We start from the raw sequence: 13865 nt of genomic DNA, 5'->3' as shown, positions 1-13865 counted from the left end.
CGAATCGACCGACCAACCGAGCACGGACCTCTTCCATGTTCACCCCGGCAGCTTGCACCCCAAACCTCCGCCGTGCACACGCATATCGACAGAAGCGGATCTGGTCGGCCAGGCCGTCCGAACCGACGTGATATCGCCGTCATGGAGACCGGAGTCAAGACCTCCCCAGGCCAGCCCCACGGCCCACCAGTTACGGAACGTCACAGATCGTCGGTCGTGACACAGCTTCTGGGCTTGTTCTTCAAGATCGGAGTCGGTTTCGTTCGATGATGCCCTCGGCCCGTTTCACCGTTTTGTTCACGTCGCAGCGGGTGGCGGGCCGTCGGTTCTTCGAGCCGAGCGGCCGTCCCGGCCCGGCCGTGAGGGTTTGGGGGCACGGGCGGGGCAGGTGAGGTGCGGGCGGAGCATCCTCGTAGCGGTCCAGCAGGACCAGCCCATCGGCCAGCTACTGGGCAATTTGCCCCGAGCGGGCGTGTGCGCAGCCGCGCCGAGCCTCGGGTCACGGCCGGGTAGATCTTCAAAGCCGGTAAGTGGATGCGGGCATAGGACCCGGTCATGAACCGGCCGGAAGACGAGATCGAAGACGCGATCAAGGCCGCCGCCCGCTGACATCGTGAACGCCACCTTCGTCGACATCTTCAAGGCCCGGGCAGCAGCCAGGGCAGATGCCTCTGATCAACAAGTGTCGTTCGCTGCACAGAAGTCGACGTGAGGACACCGCTCGGGTCAGCATGTCGGACCTTGCCTCAGCTATGGCTAAAAATGATCAAATTGCGATGCTATGCATGCGCTTCCTGTGCTTGCATGACGTCAACGCGGCCGGGGGAGAGGCGAGTTGTACGCGTGACCCCTGCTGCCGACGACCAACACCGGGGGTGCAACTTGACATTCGCCAACAGCAAGCTGATCGCCACGGCGGCGACCCTGACCATCGCTGCCGCAGGCACGATCGCTGCTTCCGCTCCCTCAGGCCGGGCCAGCGGAAGTAACGAGATCATCGTCACCACCAGCTCTATAACGTCTGACTTCAGCGCCAACAACTTCAAGAGCGCGGCGGCCGCGCAGCGGGCGGGCGAGCCGGCCGGGTACTGCAAGCAGCCCAACCCCATGACCACTGCGGTCAACCGCACCATGGACTGCTACAGCGCGCCCGTGCAGGTCGACGTTAAGAAGAACGGCCGGACGGTGGGTACGGCCAAGTTCACCGCATGGCACGAGATCCACTTGAACCTCAAGAGCGTCAAGTGGTCTGAGAAGATCACTGTCAGCAAAGCGGCCATCACCGGCAACGCCAAGGGCATCCTCACCACCTTCCACCCCTCCTGCGGCTCCGGCTGCCAGGTCCGCGCAGGCGGCGGACTGGCCTCGCCGTTCACCCTGAACGGCTCCGCCCACACCGGATCGGCCAGCCACACCTTCACCGTCAGCAGGGGGCACCCGCGCTCCAGCCACACCCGCTACGAGTTCGACTTCAAGAAGCCCGGCTACACCGGTGGTGAAGCCGCCTACGTCGGCTCCACCTACCGCTGCGACGACGAGGACCGTCAGTACGGCGCAGGCTGCGTGTACCCAACCCGCATCTCCGTCGAGAAGGACTGGACCAAACTGTCCGACATGGCGAACCTGCCTGGGATCGGCGACAACATCCGAAAGGTCCAGCGCGCCGGCCTCCACATTGGTCGCCCCGGCTCCACCGTTCCGCTCACCCGGGCCACCAAGGCCAAAGCCGAAGAAAACCGCAAGGAAGTCTGCGGCCCCAGCGTCAGGCCCAAGCCGGGCGACATCTGGTGGACCGTCGACCCCAGCGACGACGGCACCAAGCCCTCCTGTGACGAGTACCCGTTTGCCGAGACCACGCAGGGCGGCAACACTTACAACCCGCCCAACCGATCCATCAAGTGGGTGCCGCTGAAGGAGAACCGCCAGCAGGGCGGCATCCTGCGAACCTTCTTCGGTCGCTACCACCTCCTGCCCGGAGACAAGTTCTACGTGCAGGCCGGCCAGTAGCACCGCACACCGGCACTGGCAGGCCCTCACGCCGTGCGGCGCGAGGGCCTGCCCCCGTGACAGAGGAAAGCAATGCCCATGGCAGAGATCCGGCCGGTGAACGAGTACACCGGAATGGCCACACTGAGCCACGCCTTCTACGTGGTGGACATGGGAGAACCCGAGGGCATCGCACTGCCCTCCATGACCTCCGAAACTCGGATCACCGCCACCGAAAGCGACAGCTGCCTCACCATCACCGCAGGATCAAGCGAGTGGGACCCCGTCAAGATCAGCTTCCTTATCTACGACCAGGAGCCGGAACCACTGGCTGGGGAGTGGAGGCACATCGAGGCCTTCACCTGCACCGCGACCGACGCCCCGGCCAGTTTCACGACAGGAACAGACCCCGACGACATGTTCCAGGACCCACCGCCAGAGGAACTGTTCCACAGGCCCGGCCTCGAACCGCCCTACCACTGGACCGGACGCCTGCTCATCGCATCGCGCGAAGCAGAGGAGCACGTCCTCCAGTTCTGGCCGCTGTAGAACGTCACCCACGGCTGAACACCGACCGGACGTCAACTCCGCCGAGACAGGGCCGCTCCTTTCGTAGCACTTCTCCTCAATCACTGCCACAGAACCGCCCACTCACCGGGTGTTGTCAACAGGAGGGGGAAGTCATGCCGGACCCGAAGGCCGGAGGCCCCATTGCGGAGCCACGAAGAAGGTAACGGGGGGCTCCTTCGTCGGCACCGTCGCCTTCGCCCGGTCCGTGATCGGCTGAACCGGTCCGGGCAAACAGCGCCATGGGCTGGGTCGCGGGCCGGTTCGCCCGGGTCGAACCGCGGCTGAAAGCCGGGCGGTTTGATGCTGGGCCTTCTGTCGGACCTGCCGCGTAAGAACTGCTGGACGATCGCGGAAGGGGCCGGGGAGACTAGCTCGCACTGCATGCTGCAGCATCTGCTGTGCCGGCCGTCTGGGATACTGACAGCGTCACGTGCGCGAGCACGTCGTCGAGCACATCTCTGACGAGGCCGCGGTCCTGGTGGTCGACGAGACCGGCGAGGTGAAGAAGGGCACTCACTCGTTCGGGGGCCAGCGTCAAACAGCGCAGTCAACGAGTTGACAGCCTTAGCTTGCTTTTTAACCTCAGGCGGCGGTGGTCAGGCTGTGTTCCCAGGTGAGTAGGTCGTAGGTCCGGCCCTTGTCGGTGACGGTCTCGGGGGCCGAGCTGGACGGGTGGAAGCCGGCCGATCGTGCGACGGCGATGCTGGGCTGGTTGTCAGGTTCGATCTCAAGGATCACCTTCGGCAGGGGAAGGGTGGTGTGTGTGAACTCGGTCATCGTTCGAAGAGCGCGCACTGCCAGCCGTTGCCCCCGGTGGGCGGCGCCGACGATGTATCCGATGTTGCCGGTGGCACGGTTGAGCAGGACTTCTCCCAGTGCCTGGTGTCCATCGGTGGTGATGGCCAGGTGGATCCGGTTGTTGTCCCGTCGGACCCGTTCTGCGCTGTGCAGGTAGCGCAGTGCGGCGTCCTGGCCGAACGGTGACTCCAACGGGGTCCGGTATGCGACATCGGGGTCGTCGAACAGCTGTTGCATGACGGCGAGGTCATCGCTCGTCCATTCGCGAAGCACGAGGCCGTGAGCGGCGAGCTGGAGAGGTTGCGTGTCCATGAGGACATCATTCTGTTCTGAGGCCGCCGTTGCGGTCGGGCCTCGAACAATACGCCGAACATGATCGCCCGTACGGGGATTTCGCGGACGTGAACACGGCCTTCGACTGATCCCGTGCTCCGACCAAATCAATGACCGGTACGGCACCGTGCAGGCTCGCTGGGACCGCATCCATCCGAGGCTGACCACCCGTTCCGCGTGGATTGCCCATGAGGGCGAACTTCCCCACATCGAGGGCACGTTGATCCGTCTCCAGGTTGATCACCTGCCCGGTGGACAGGAGCCGCTGCCCGTGTGGCTGTGGTCCTCCAGTACCGGCATGACCGGCGAGGACGTCGACCTGCGCTGGCAGGTCTTCCTGCGCAGATTCGACCTGGAGCACACCTTCCGCATGATCAAGCAAACACTCGGCTGGACCCGCCCGAAGCTGCGGACCCCAGAGGCCGCGGACCGGTGGACATGGTTCGTGATCGTCGCCCACACTCAGCTCCGCCTCACCCGCGAGGCCGCCGCCGACCTCCGCCGCCCCTGGGAGAAACCGGCCGAGCCCGCCCGGCTCACCCCGGCGCGGGTCCGTCGGGGGTTTCGGAGCCTCCGCCCGCACCTGCACTGCCCAGCCCGCGCACCGAAACCCTCAACACCCGGACCGAGCAGGCCGCTTGGCTCCAGGAACCGGCATCACGCTACTCTCCACGACGTGGGCAAAACGGCCCGACGCCCCGAGACCATCGCCGAACGTAATCGCCTCAAAGCTCGCAAAGGTTGAATGACAAGCTTAGAAGCCGTATCTCAACCGATTGTGGAACGCCTGGATCGAACAGGTTTCCTGGTCGGGTGACTTATCGGCGATAACCGCATGAAGGCCGGGCGAGCGCCCGCTTGTGATCGTTGCGAGATGAGTTGAGGGGGCTTTCGGTTCAGGTCGCGGTTGGCCTGACGGGCCCTGCTCGCTCGATTCTGAGGAGAGTAAGTGCCCACTCTGATCAACGCTGTTGATGTCCGGCCGCGCGTGTACTACAGGACCATCCAGATCGGCCCCATCCTCTTCGAACAAGCCCCGGCGGGGGACGATATTGTTCAGATCCCCGGGGAAGGCTGGAGTCTTACCTCCAGCGACAACGATTTCTACCCTTTAGTGCGTTTAGAAGTGTGGGACGGGCCTGCTCCCCAACCATCAGGCTCGTGGGAATATGAACGGGCTTTCCATGCTCCGATGACAGATCGCCTCGAGGTGGTCGACTTGCATGGCGTCTGCCACGGCGAGATTCAGCTGCGGCCGGGGCATTATCACCTGCGTTTGCTCTGCCGAGGGCGAGATCATGTTGAGGCTTCGCTGGCACTCGATCCCTTCCCGCCTGAAGGGCCGCATGAGGACCCCCTTGAGGCATGGGTAGTCCAGATTTGGCCTCATGTCGACTGAGGAGCCGCCCCTCAACCGATCTTGGAATGTGTGGATCGAACAGAGTTCCTGGTCGGGTGATCTTCCGGCGATACGCGTATGAAGGCAGGGCCTCCCGTAGCTCGGGGGTGCGACCCCAGTCCGAGCGGTTCCCGGAGGCCCTGTTGCCGTCGTTGTACGCGCCCCAGCCCGTTGAGTTCAACTCGCCTGCTGTGTCGTGTGATTGCCCCGCGCACGTGTACGGCAACGCGGCCGATCATCACGAGCGGGTGCGCCGGTATCCGTCGGACCTGACGGACGCGGAGTGGGCGGAGGTCCGGCCATCGTTGCCGGTGCCAGTCTGGCTTCAGGGGTGGGGCGGATGGCCCGAGGGCTACTGCCACCGCCAGCTGCTGGACGCGGTCCGCTACCTGGTCGCGGGCGGGATCTCCTGGCGGGAAGTGTCTGTGGACTTCCCCGATTGGGGCGGGGTTTACGCCTTCTTCCGCCGCTGGCGCGAGTACGGACTGATCGCCGAGTTACACGACTGGCTGCGCGGGAAGGTCCGTGAACGCGAGGGTCGCGAGGCCGAGCCCACGGCCGCTGTCATCGACGCGCAGTCGGTGCGGGCCGCCGCGACGGTGCGGGCCGCCGCGACGGTGCCGGCCTCCTCACGCGGCTACGACGGCGGGAAGAAGGTGCCGGGCCGCAAACGGCACATCGTGACCGACACCCTCGGTCTGCTCTTGGTCGTCGCGGTCACCGCCGCGAACATCGGCGACCGCGACGCCGCGGCGGACCTGCAGAGACGGCTGCGCCGCCTGCACCGCGACATCACCCTCGTCTGGGCAGACGGCGGCTGGTGGGGTTCTTCGCCCCCGTGCTGAGCAAGCTGGTGAAGAGACGCCCAGCGGTCCCGCGGTCGCGACCGCTGCCCGGCGCGGACTGGAACGCAAAAACCGGCTGCTGCGCGCACCGTGGCCGACGGCCGCCCAGGAAGCACCCGCCGAAGCTACGCCCAGCACTGAGCGAGCTGGACGAAGTTCTGCGCCGTCTCCGGAGTGCCCGTGATTGCCGTCATCCCGGGCATGCTGGTGACGTTCGTCGAGTGACTGTGGACCCAGCCCGGCGGAAGGAAGGGGACGTGCACCGCGCCGTCGACCATTGACCGGCGGATCTCCGGCACCGTGGTGACCGCCCGCGCCAAACACGGCGTGCGGCTGGGGGACGGCAAGGAGAAGGGGGAGACCCGCGGCCGGGGCCACGACCCGCCGCTGATCGTGGATCACCTGGTGAAGATCAGCGCCGTCTGCCCCGACAACCTCAGGGACATCCGCGACCGAGCCCTGGTGCTCATGCACTTCGCCGTCGCCGGCTTCCAGCACGAACTCGCCCTTCAACCGGGTCCGCGACTCGGCGGCATCAAGGCTGACCTGCGCGTGTCCAAGGTGCGCGCCCCGTGGCGTCCCGGTCCCCTACGGCTCCCAGCCCTCGATCTGCCAGAAGAGGGCCTGACAGGCGTGGAAGGAGGCCGCCGGCCTCACCGACCCGGACGGCTACGCCTGCCGTCGCCTGCACAACCGCTGGAACACCGTGATGGAGGGCGGCGGACTGCAGCCCGAGTCCATCGGTGACATCGTCACCCGCGTCGACAACCGCTACCCGGCAGGTCGCCAGCGGCGGAGCCGATTCGGGGGGCCCACCGAGACCGCACCAGCATCATCGGTGTCTGGTTTCGGCGAGGTCCGAGTCGTCAAATGACCTGTGCGTGGACGGTTGGAGCCGTATCTGGTCTGCACACCGTGATGACGGGCAGCAAACCCGCGGGGATCTAGCTCAGGGGGTGGTGATGGCATCCCAGAACTTTGTAAGCGCCGCTGTGGTTTCCTCCGGGCGATGGACATTCGGTGAGTGTCCGCCTCCGGGCAACGCGATGAGTTGTGCCGACAGAGCGTCGGCCATCTTCGCTACGCCTTCCGGAACCCAAGTGAGGTCGGGTGAGCCCGAAACGACGGCCTTGGGGAGGTCGATCGCCGCCAGGGCTGCCGTGTGGTCAGGCTCGGTAAGCAAGTGCTCGGCAGCTGCCTTGACGTGGCTGCGGTCATTGGCGAGCCAACGAGTCCGCATAAACGATCGAACGTCATCCGGCACTGTGGCGTCGTGGCCCCCCAGAAAGGGCCAGATCTCTTCTGGAGCCATTGAGTCAAGTACTGAGAGCAATAGCCGCAGCCGTTCGCGCTGTTGAGCGGACACTTCCGCCGGGCCAAAGTTCATGAGTGTCAGAGACCGCCAGAGGGACGGGTCTCCCTGAGTGTGCAGAACGGCAACCCGCGCCAAGAGACCGCCGTATGAATGGCCCACGAGGTGGACTGGCCCATCACCGACAGCCTCAACGACGGCAGTGAGGTCTTGAGCGAGCTCCTCCCTCGCATACGTTGCAGGGGGATGGATCCCACCCGTTTCGTACTGCCCTCGACCATCGATGGTGACAACACGGTAACCAGCTCGGCTCACCGGCGGCAGCATGGGCAGGAAGTCCTCCTTGCTGCCCATGAAGCCGGGAACCATGAGGGCAGTGCCCATGTGGGGTACAGAGCTCTCGGGTGCCATGTCGAGAGCAGCGAACGTGCCGCGACTGGTGACGAGGGATCGAGCACGGGCGCTAGATGGGACCGTCAGAGTGAGCAGTTGACTCATAGACGAACAGCATAGAGGGCCTCCCTGGTGCCCTTGTGCTCTGCTTGGAAGCAGAGGCCAACGGGCAGCTCTGATTACTCAACAGGCGTTCGAGCCTCCGTGCGAGCGTTCGGGCTGGTGCGTTGCCCAGGGAGTTCTTTAGTCGGCTTGCGCAGGTGCCAACCCCCGAAGATGCCGATCACCTTCCAGATCCAGCTCTCTCGTTCGCGCTGGCCCTGCCGACGATTTTCCCAGGAAAGAACCGGTCGCCCATAGACCTCGGTAGTAAGCGCGTTGATGTCCTTCTCTAAATCCTGCAGATGAAGTCCGATGCGCTGGATCCCCTTATTGCTGTCCCGAAGGTAGAGGGCCGAACCCAAAACAACCAGCGCCACGATGAGCCACCGCCACCAGCCTAGATTCCCGCCCAGCGTCGCGGCAATCGCGGTCAGCGCGGCGGCATACCCAGTCATCTGCTGCCGAGCAGCGATCCTTTGGATGATCTCAGTACGAAGCGTCTCGTACTCCTGCATCCGCAGGTCGATGACGGCGCGCGCTCGCTCGTGCTCTTCCAGTGCCATCAGGGGTCCCCTCCCAGCGTCCGACGGTGTTCCTATCCGGCCGGGCCATCCGAGCGGATCGCACCGGTGTTCCTGCGACGGTTCCTGCCGCTCGAGTCTGCAACCGAAGTCTTCCGCCGAGAGGTAGCTGCCCAATCCGATTTGAGCTAATTCTGCGCTTTGACGCACCAAGTCACCGGCTAGCTACCAGTGCTGACCATGCGAAGGTCCTGGCTACTCGCCGAATGGGCCTTGCCGAGACCTCGGTTACGGGGGGCGTCCAGCCGTCTGGGGTTGTCGGGGGCGTGGATGGGTCGCCAGAAGGTGCGGAGGTCCGTCGCGGAAGATGTCGGTCCGTACCGCGGCGAGGACGAGGCCTCCGGGCGGGGCAGTTGAGCCTAGTTGTCCGGTGACTGTGCAGGGCGTCGATCCGATCGTCGACGCTGGCCGGGCCGGCGTCGTTCAGACGAACAGCGGACGGGGGAGAGTCGGCTGGTACTCGGTCGAAGGGAGCCTGGTCATCGGGGAGTGCGGTTGCGGCACGTTCCACCGCCTAGTCGTCACGGGGAGAGACGCTGGTCGCGTCTGGTTCGACGATCCTGACTGGGGCGGCCTGACGCGGGGGCCGGACTTCCGAGACTGGTACTTGGCATGGCTGGCTACGCCCTGACTCGGTCGGTGCACCTCCGTGGACGAGACGCGTTCGCCGCCGATGGATCGGGGGAGCGAGGACGGAAGTAGGGCCGTGCGGCCGTCACCCTCATCGCCCGGAACAACCTCGCCTTCTGGCGGGGGGTGGGGGGCAAACGCCCGCGGTGCGGGTCCGTTCCGCGGCGGCTGCGGTGTCCGGGACACCGCGGGAGAGATCAGCTCACGGTGCGGACGCTACCCGCCCGTGCCGCCCGCCGGTACCGCTTTTCGCCCACGGCCGTAGGGTTGCCGTGCATCGGCGACGGGGGAGGTTGCATGACGCACGGGGCGGCACGGCGCGCTGATGAACCCGGCGGCGAGTCCGGCGGCAAGCCCGGCCGAGGGCCCTCGGAAGCCGCCGCCGACGACGGCTCACGCGGCGCCCGCCCGCTGTGGCGGCAGCGCGACTTCGGGATCTTCTGGGCCGCCCAGACCCTCTCCGTGCTCGGCGACTCGTTCGCGCTGATCGCCCTGCCCCTGCTGGTCCTGGAGGCCACCGGCTCGGTCGCCCGGATGGGGCTGCTGACCGCGGTGGGCGGGGCGGCATCCGTCGTGGCGGCGGTGTTCGCCGGGGCGGTCGTGGACCGGGTGGACCGGCGCCGGCTGCTCATCGCCTGCGATCTGGTGCGCATGGGGCTGTACGGGGTGATCCCGGTGGTGTGGCTGTTCGGGCCGCAGATCTGGCTGCTGTACGCGGTGCTGCCGCTGTGCGAGGCCGTCGGCATGCTGTTCGCGGTCGGCTACGTGACGGGCGTGCGCGCACTGGTCGGTACCGGGCAACTCACGGAGGCCAACGGGCGGTTGAACGCGACAGCCGCCGCGGCGGGTGTCCTCGGGCCGCTGTGCGCGGGGCTGGTCGCCGCGTGGTCCGGCCCGGCCGCGGCCGTCGGCGTGGACGCGGCCAGTTTCGGGGTGTCGGCCATGTGCCTGTTCTTCGTACGGTTCCGCTCCCGCACTCCGGACGAACGGCCGGGCAGGCGCACCGGACTGTGGCAGGACCTCCGCACCGGCATCGCCTTCCTCCACGGCCACCCCGTGCTGCGCTCGCTCACCGTCCTGCTGTTCGTCTTCAGCTTCCTCACCCTCGGCCTCAACGACCTGGTCATCTACCACCTCAAGTACGACCTCGGGCACGACGACGGCACCGTCGGCACCGTCATGGCGGCCGGTGCGCTCGGCACCATCGCCGGCGCCCTGCTCGTGGCCAGGATCCGCCGCCGCCTCGGCTTCGGGCCGACGTGGACCTGCTCGGTCGCGGGCTGCGGCCTCGCGTTCGCCGGTCTCGGCTGGGCCCGGGACGTGCCGGTCGTCGCGGCCCTGAGCGCCGTCTTCCTCGCCTGTGCCGCCATGGGAGGAACCTGCTCGATGTCGCTCCGCCAGGAGGTGACCCCGGAACACCTCCTGGGCCGGGTCACCTCCGCGTTCTGGACCCTCCACTACGCGGCGGCCCCCGTCGGCGCCGCCGTCCTCACCTGGGCCGCCGAGGAACAGGGCACAGCTCCGGTCGCCCTGGCGGCCGGAGCGACGTGCGTCCTGCTCGCGGCGACGGCCCTGCTCACCCCGATCCGCGGGGCGGGCCGGCCCTGACCCGGCCGGGACTCACCCGCGATCGCGGTCGCAGCCGTCCCGCAGCGCGGCCAGCGCGTCCCAGGCCGCCCCGGGCTCCTCCCGGGCAAAGACCACCGGGGCGAAGTCGGGCCCGAACACGACGTATCCCTCCGCCAGGAACGACAGGGCGCCCCACTCCTCCCGCCGGTGGGCCCGGGCCAGCACCCGCTCGCAGGGTGCGCACACGATCCACGGAACGAGCACCGCCCGGGCGAGCGGGTGCTCCGGCAGGACGAATCCGGCGGGCCGCGTCTCCTCCGCCCCGTCCTGGAGCACACGCAGCCGACCTGCCTCCTCGCCGACGTGGGGCAGGGCGGCGATCCGTGCGCCGAGCCAGTCCCACTCGCCCCACTGCTCGGCCATCACGGCGAGCTCGGCGCGGGCCGCCCCCTCGACGCCCGCGCCCTGCCCGAGCAGCCGCTCGACCAGCAGCTCCAGACCGGCCTCCTGCTCGCCGATGTCCCAGCACGCCTGGACCTCCTCGCGGTCGCCCGCCGCCGACAGCAGCCCGGCCAGCCGGCTCCACACGACGGCCTCGGCGGCGTACTCCTGCGCGCTCATCCGTTGATCCCGGTGTAGTGCCGCAGGCTCCACTTCCACAGCACCCGCGCCGCCAGGTACGCCAGCAGCCCGAGCAGCGGTGAGGCCGCCGCGAGCCAGTACGGGACTCCCGTCGAGTGGCCGTGGCCCGTGAGGACCGCTGCCGGGAAGTAGGCGACGAACGCGAGCGGAAGGCCGAAGGTGAGGAATCCGCCCACCGCCTTGGGCAGGACGTTCAGGGGGTAGCTGCCGAAGGTGCCGAGGAGTTCCTCCAGCCAGCGGCCCCACATGTCGGCGGCCGGGAAGCGCAGGGACGCACTGGCCACGACCGTGAACAGGGCCGCCTCCAGCAGCATGCCGCCGAGAACGGCCGCGACCAGGTACGTGATCCGGCCCGTCGTCCAGTCCAGGTCGCTGCGGGAGAGCGCCCCCACCATCAGGCCGGCCGCCACCGTCAGGTCCCCGATGGCGTTGGTCGGGAAGAACGCCAGCTGTATCTGGCGGTGGACCGGCATCGGACGCATCAGGTAGATGTCGATGCGGCCTTCCTGGATCTGCCGGCCGGCCCAGTGCATGCGTCCCAGGAACAGCACGAACAGCCCGTGCGCCAGCATCCGCGTCGCCGGGATCAGCAGCACGTCGGAGCTGTCCCAGCCGCCCATCCCGGCGAACCGCGACAGCAGTACCGTCGCGAACACGATCACCGACACCTGCCAGATCGCGCCGATCGCGATCATCAGCAGGAACTCGGTGCGGTACTCCATCTGCGCGCGGAAGTTGAGCGCCGTCACGCGCCACACGATCCGCAGAGCCTTCAACGACATCTCAGCCTCCCTGCGAGATCACGCGCCGGGCGGCCCGCCGCCACAGGAACCGGGTGAACAGAGCCAGCGCCACGACCCACGCGGCCTGCACGGAGAGCTGGAACGCCGCGTCGGACAACGGGATCCGGCCCACGTACAGCGACAACGGCACGCTCAGCGTGGCCTGGAAGGGGAGGAACGCGCTCATCGTCACGAACCAGTCCGGGAAGAACCACAGCGGCGCGTACACCCCGGACAGCAGGTTCTGCGCGAACAGCAGGATGAGCATCGCCGCGGTGTTGCGGACCGTCCAGAAGCACAACTGGTCGAGCATCAGCATGACGTAGTACAGAACCCATTGGCCGAGCAGCATGCTGAGCACGAACACCCCGGCCACCGCGGGCGATCCGGGCGGCTCGACGACACCGGCGGCCAGGCAGATCAGGTATCCCGTCAGCGCCCACGCCAGCCCGTACAGCTGCTCTCCGGCCGCCCGCAGGGCGTAGTAGCGCTGCGGCGGCAGCGGGCGCAGGTACCAGTACACGATGGTGCCGAAGTGCATGTGCTGCAGGACCGTGTCCCGGCCCGCGTACTGGTCCAGCTCCCGCAGCCGGGACGCCAGTACGGCCAGCACGGCGTACGTGACGGCCTGGTCGCGGCTCAGCCCCGCGGTCGTGCCGGACTGCGCGTACAGGCCCCTCCACAGCGACCAGACCAGCACCACCTGCACGGCCAGCCGCAGGGCGACGGCGGTCATCCGGGGCGGTGCGTTCAGCTCGCCGAGCGGGGTGACCCGGGCGGCGCGCCAGGCGTGGGGCACGGCCACGTCAGACCTCCCCGGCGTGCGCGTACGCGGCCCGCATCACGTCCTCGAGGTCCGCCTCGTCCAGGGCGATGTCCGTCACCTCGAACCGCTCGATCACCGCCTTCAGCGCCTGCTGGACGGTGGGCGCGTCCGGCCCGCCGGGGCCGAGGACGACCTGTCCGCCGGTGTGCCGCAGCAGCGTGGTGCCCGGCGGCGGGACGACCTCGGCGTGCGGATCCGCCAGCGTGGCCCGCACCTGCCAGGTCGAGCCGAACTTCCGGCGGATCTCGTCGAGCGAGCCGTCCAGCATCAGCCGGCCGTGGTTGACCAGCACCACCCGCTCGGCGAGCCGCTCGACCTCCGTCATGTCGTGCGTGGTCAGCAGCACCGTACGGCCGCGCTGCTCCACCTGGTGCCGCAGGAACTCCCGCACCTGCTCCTTCACCACCACGTCCATGCCGATGGTCGGCTCGTCCAGGAACACCACCGGCGGATCGTGCAGCAGGGCGGCGGCCAGATCGCTGCGCACCCGCTGGCCCAGCGAGAGGTGGCGGACCCGGGTGTCCCAGAACGACGACAGCTCCAGGATCTCGTCGAACTCCGCGAGCCGGGCGGCGTGTTCGGCCCTGGGCACCTCGTAGATGTCCCGCAGGATCGCGAACGACTCGCGCACCGGCAGGTCCCACCACAGCTGGGTGCGCTGCCCGAACACCGCGCCCACGTTGCGGGCGTTGCGTTCCCGCTCCCGGTACGGCACCACGCCCGCGACCCGGGCCTCGCCCGACGTGGGGGTGAGGATGCCGGTGAGGATCTTGATGGTGGTGGACTTGCCGGCGCCGTTCGGGCCGAGCAGGGCGAGGAGTTCACCCGCGGCCACGTCGAAGGTGATGTCGGAGACGGCGTGCTTGGCCACCCGCTCGGGGTTGACCAGGGAACGGACGGCGCCCGTGAAGCCGGGGCGGCGGACGGTGGTGTGGAAGGTACGGGACAGCCCGCGGACCTCGATGGCGACACTCAACGGACCCACCAACTCCCTTGTGGTGAACGCAGCGACGGCCGGTCGGCACGAGGGCCGACCGGCCGCGGATGACATCCCGACACTCTCGAAATGTCGATCAATCAGTCAATCGATTAATCGT

12 protein-coding genes and 3 pseudogenes are annotated in these 13865 nt (G+C 67.7%); 7 read left to right on the top strand and 8 right to left on the bottom strand.

Translation table 11 applies throughout. From position 1 onward, the window contains the following. Positions 1 to 241: 241 nt before the first annotated feature. A pseudogene (locus tag IE153_RS41640) lies at positions 242 to 411 on the bottom strand (NF041680 family putative transposase); the annotation flags it as partial. Positions 412 to 882: 471 nt separating this feature from the next. Between IE153_RS41640 and IE153_RS17630 the strand changes: the two are divergent. The 3 genes and pseudogenes from IE153_RS17630 to IE153_RS17620 all read left to right on the top strand — a co-directional run. Then, positions 883 to 2007, top strand: a complete 1125-nt coding sequence (locus IE153_RS17630; protein ID WP_189590634.1) for a NucA/NucB deoxyribonuclease domain-containing protein — start codon at positions 883 to 885, stop codon at positions 2005 to 2007. 78 nt (positions 2008 to 2085) lie between these two features. Beyond that, positions 2086 to 2535 (top strand): hypothetical protein, encoded by a 450-nt coding sequence (locus tag IE153_RS17625; RefSeq protein WP_189590633.1) that lies wholly within the window; start codon positions 2086 to 2088, stop codon positions 2533 to 2535. Between the two features lie 260 nt (positions 2536 to 2795). Beyond that, a pseudogene (locus tag IE153_RS17620) lies at positions 2796 to 3094 on the top strand (transposase); the annotation flags it as partial. A gap of 44 nt (positions 3095 to 3138) precedes the next feature. Here the strand turns inward: IE153_RS17620 and IE153_RS17615 are convergent. Then, positions 3139 to 3666 (bottom strand): GNAT family N-acetyltransferase, encoded by a 528-nt coding sequence (locus tag IE153_RS17615; protein WP_189590632.1) that lies wholly within the window; start codon positions 3664 to 3666, stop codon positions 3139 to 3141. A gap of 124 nt (positions 3667 to 3790) precedes the next feature. Between IE153_RS17615 and IE153_RS17610 the strand changes: the two are divergent. The 3 genes and pseudogenes from IE153_RS17610 to IE153_RS17600 form a co-directional block, all read left to right on the top strand. Beyond that, positions 3791 to 4432: pseudogene (locus tag IE153_RS17610) on the top strand (NF041680 family putative transposase); the annotation flags it as partial. Positions 4433 to 4636: 204 nt separating this feature from the next. Continuing rightward, positions 4637 to 5086: a hypothetical protein gene (locus tag IE153_RS17605; RefSeq protein ID WP_189590630.1), complete on the top strand. Its 450-nt coding sequence runs from the start codon at positions 4637 to 4639 to the stop codon at positions 5084 to 5086. 311 nt (positions 5087 to 5397) lie between these two features. Further along, positions 5398 to 5931: a transposase gene (locus IE153_RS17600; RefSeq protein WP_229829032.1), complete on the top strand. Its 534-nt coding sequence runs from the start codon at positions 5398 to 5400 to the stop codon at positions 5929 to 5931. 949 nt (positions 5932 to 6880) lie between these two features. Here IE153_RS17600 and IE153_RS17595 read toward each other — a convergent pair. Continuing rightward, positions 6881 to 7741 carry an alpha/beta fold hydrolase gene (locus IE153_RS17595; RefSeq protein ID WP_189590629.1) on the bottom strand — a complete coding sequence of 287 codons (861 nt, stop codon included), beginning with the start codon at positions 7739 to 7741 and terminating at the stop codon, positions 6881 to 6883. Between the two features lie 74 nt (positions 7742 to 7815). Next, positions 7816 to 8301, bottom strand: a complete 486-nt coding sequence (locus tag IE153_RS17590; protein ID WP_189590628.1) for a hypothetical protein — start codon at positions 8299 to 8301, stop codon at positions 7816 to 7818. Positions 8302 to 9246: 945 nt separating this feature from the next. Between IE153_RS17590 and IE153_RS17585 the strand changes: the two genes are divergently transcribed. Beyond that, a complete protein-coding gene (locus tag IE153_RS17585; protein WP_189590627.1) occupies positions 9247 to 10557 on the top strand; it encodes an MFS transporter in 1311 nt (436 codons plus the stop codon). A 12-nt stretch (positions 10558 to 10569) separates the two neighbouring features. Here IE153_RS17585 and IE153_RS17580 read toward each other — a convergent pair whose 3' ends face one another. Genes IE153_RS17580 through IE153_RS17565 form a run of 4 tightly spaced genes read right to left on the bottom strand, consistent with a single transcriptional unit; the run spans position 10570 to position 13744 of the window. Beyond that, positions 10570 to 11139 (bottom strand): hypothetical protein, encoded by a 570-nt coding sequence (locus IE153_RS17580; protein WP_189590626.1) that lies wholly within the window; start codon positions 11137 to 11139, stop codon positions 10570 to 10572. Beyond that, positions 11136 to 11942 carry an ABC transporter permease gene (locus tag IE153_RS17575; protein WP_189590625.1) on the bottom strand — a complete coding sequence of 269 codons (807 nt, stop codon included), beginning with the start codon at positions 11940 to 11942 and terminating at the stop codon, positions 11136 to 11138. Before IE153_RS17575 ends, IE153_RS17580 begins: the two co-directional genes overlap by 4 nt. Before the next feature lies 1 nt (position 11943). Continuing rightward, on the bottom strand, positions 11944 to 12747 hold the full coding sequence (locus IE153_RS17570; RefSeq protein ID WP_189590624.1) for an ABC transporter permease: 804 nt from the start codon (positions 12745 to 12747) through the stop codon (positions 11944 to 11946). A 1-nt stretch (position 12748) separates the two neighbouring features. Next, the gene (locus IE153_RS17565) at positions 12749 to 13744 is read right to left on the bottom strand and encodes an ABC transporter ATP-binding protein (protein ID WP_189590623.1); all 996 of its coding nucleotides are present in this window, start codon (positions 13742 to 13744) and stop codon (positions 12749 to 12751) included. Positions 13745 to 13865: the final 121 nt, after the last annotated feature.

It is taken from the genome of Streptomyces massasporeus (assembly GCF_014648995.1).
In the GTDB taxonomy this organism is placed as follows: domain Bacteria; phylum Actinomycetota; class Actinomycetes; order Streptomycetales; family Streptomycetaceae; genus Streptomyces; species Streptomyces massasporeus.
This window is presented reverse-complemented; position numbering and strand designations above follow the sequence as displayed.

What these genes read in the sequence shown, in the direction of transcription:
- IE153_RS17595 (WP_189590629.1), bottom strand. Translation starts at nt 7,741, where the DNA reads ATGAGTCAACTGCTCACTCTGACGGTCCCATCTAGCGCCCGTGCTCGA.
- IE153_RS17625 (WP_189590633.1), top strand. Translation starts at nt 2,086, where the DNA reads ATGGCAGAGATCCGGCCGGTGAACGAGTACACCGGAATGGCCACACTG.
- IE153_RS17580 (WP_189590626.1), bottom strand. Translation starts at nt 11,139, where the DNA reads ATGAGCGCGCAGGAGTACGCCGCCGAGGCCGTCGTGTGGAGCCGGCTG.
- IE153_RS17615 (WP_189590632.1), bottom strand. Translation starts at nt 3,666, where the DNA reads ATGGACACGCAACCTCTCCAGCTCGCCGCTCACGGCCTCGTGCTTCGC.
- IE153_RS17575 (WP_189590625.1), bottom strand. Translation starts at nt 11,942, where the DNA reads ATGTCGTTGAAGGCTCTGCGGATCGTGTGGCGCGTGACGGCGCTCAAC.
- IE153_RS17585 (WP_189590627.1), top strand. Translation starts at nt 9,247, where the DNA reads ATGACGCACGGGGCGGCACGGCGCGCTGATGAACCCGGCGGCGAGTCC.
- IE153_RS17590 (WP_189590628.1), bottom strand. Translation starts at nt 8,301, where the DNA reads ATGGCACTGGAAGAGCACGAGCGAGCGCGCGCCGTCATCGACCTGCGG.